The 1,880-nt window shown below is 31.0% G+C and carries 3 protein-coding genes; all 3 read left to right on the top strand.

Annotated features, from left to right (window positions below):
- Nucleotides 1-588: type I-B CRISPR-associated protein Cas7/Cst2/DevR (gene cas7i / locus PKN74_RS08340; protein WP_472310383.1), on the top strand; the 588-nt coding region annotated here is incomplete at its 5' end.
- A complete protein-coding gene (gene cas5b / locus PKN74_RS08335; protein WP_472310381.1) occupies nucleotides 585-1,253 on the top strand; it encodes a type I-B CRISPR-associated protein Cas5b in 669 nt (222 codons plus the stop codon). The genes cas7i and cas5b, both read left to right, overlap by 4 nt.
- Before the next feature lie 5 nt (nucleotides 1,254-1,258).
- On the top strand, nucleotides 1,259-1,880 hold a 622-nt coding region (locus tag PKN74_RS08330; protein ID WP_472310379.1), incomplete at its 3' end, for a CRISPR-associated endonuclease Cas3''.

The following is a 1,880-nucleotide window of genomic DNA, read 5'->3' as shown; positions in this document are numbered from 1 at the left end:
GCAGTGGTGCGTTTGAGTCATGCTATCTCTCTTGAACCATACAGAAGTGACACAGAATTTTTAACTAACAAAGGACTTGCTGACAGGATAAAAGAACACCCTAACATAGCCAACATTGAACAGCATTTAAGCCTATATACATATACCTTTACTATAGATCTAGCTAAGATAGGGGAAGATGGAGAAATCATTTTGGATAATGCCGAAAAATCAAAAAGAGTTAATCAATTTTTAGAAATAATAAAACTCCTTAATAGAAACATTCGTGGAAGGCAAGAAAACCTTTCTCCAATATTTATAATAGGTGGCATTTATGATTTGGCTTCTCCTTTCTTCTTAGGAAGAATAGGATTAAATATGAAAAACGGATTGTATTATATTCAAGAAGATAAACTTAACAGCGCTTTAGAAAAAACCTTAGATAATACCAAAATTAAAGATAAAACATTCGTAGGCATTGCCGATGGCTACTTTTCAAATGATTTTAAAATAAAAGAAATGTTCGGAGAAAGAGCCTTATCAGTAGAAGATTTTTTTGTCAAAATGAAAAATGATGTCAATAGTTTTTATGGAGTGAGCAATACATGAAAGCTTTAAAACTGAATATTTACCAGCAAAATGCAACTTATAAAAAGCCTTTTGCTTTTAAGGTGGCAGAGACGTATCCTCTGCCCCCTTACTCTACCGTAAAAGGATTATTGCATAAGATTATGAATGCTAAAGAATTTATTCCTCTAGCTATTTCTATTCAAGGAAGCTTCGAAAATATCTGTTTCAATTTACAAAGTATGTATTCGTATAAAAGTAGAAAAGATCTGAGTGTTACTTCTGTACCCTCCTATGTGCATATGTTATACAATGTAAATTTGATTATACATGTTTGTGCTCAATCAAATATTATTGACTCAATTATTAAAGGAATAAAAGGTTCAGAAGAATATTTCAGTTTAGGAAGAAAAGAAGATTTAGCTGTAATAGAGGATTTTAAACAAGTAGATTTAGAAGAAATAATTATAGGACGTGGAAAAGCTGATCCTTATGAAATAAAATTGCCTATTTATATACCCAAAAAACAATTACCACCTGGTTTGAGCGGCATAAACTACCGACTTAACTGGAAATATACTATACAAAACGAACTAAGAGTATGGGAACGTATCGATACTGTATATGTTGAAAGCGGTAACGTAATAGATTCAGGAACAATTCTTTTAGATGAAGAAGGAGATCTCGTTTTTTTTAATGAAAGGTGAGGAAAATGATATATGCTAAATCAAATCCCCAGGAAACCTTGTATGAACATACCCAAAAACTTTTGGAAAATTTAGAAATATTAAAAACTATGTATGGCTCGAAAATTGAAAATATCTTACCCAACGTGGTTAACAAAGAACTATTTTGGTATTGCGTATACATAACAGTATTTTATCATGACTTTGGAAAAGCATTTACACCTTTTCAAAATGTAATTAGAGAAATGATTGGGCAAGAAAAGATTTATAGTTCTTTTATAAACGATATCCCTCATAGTTATCTCTCCCCAGCCTTTTTACCTTTTGAAGAAATGTCACATCGACTATCTGACGACAATGAACTGATAAAGATAATTATACAAGCAATAGCGTTTCATCATGAAAGAAACATTATCCCCAACAAAGGGCATATTATTGAAGTTATATGCAAAGATCTAGAACCTCAACTTTCCGAAATTAATAAACATATGGGAACTAACATACAAAAACTCGACAAATTTTATTTAAATGATATGACAAATAGAATAACTCAATCTCATAAATATTATCACTTATATGTATTGATAAAAGGCATACTACATAGATTAGATCATGCCTCTTCTGCACATGCTGAAGTAGAAGTAGATA

This window comes from Defluviitoga sp. (assembly GCF_035349255.1).
GTDB lineage: Bacteria > Thermotogota > Thermotogae > Petrotogales > Petrotogaceae > Defluviitoga.
The sequence above is the reverse complement of the archived record's forward strand: the minus strand, read 5'-3'. Positions and strand labels throughout refer to the sequence as shown.

Excerpts from the sequence above, each read along its gene's own strand:
- cas5b (WP_472310381.1), top strand. The coding sequence starts at position 585 with ATGAAAGCTTTAAAACTGAATATTTACCAGCAAAATGCAACTTATAAA.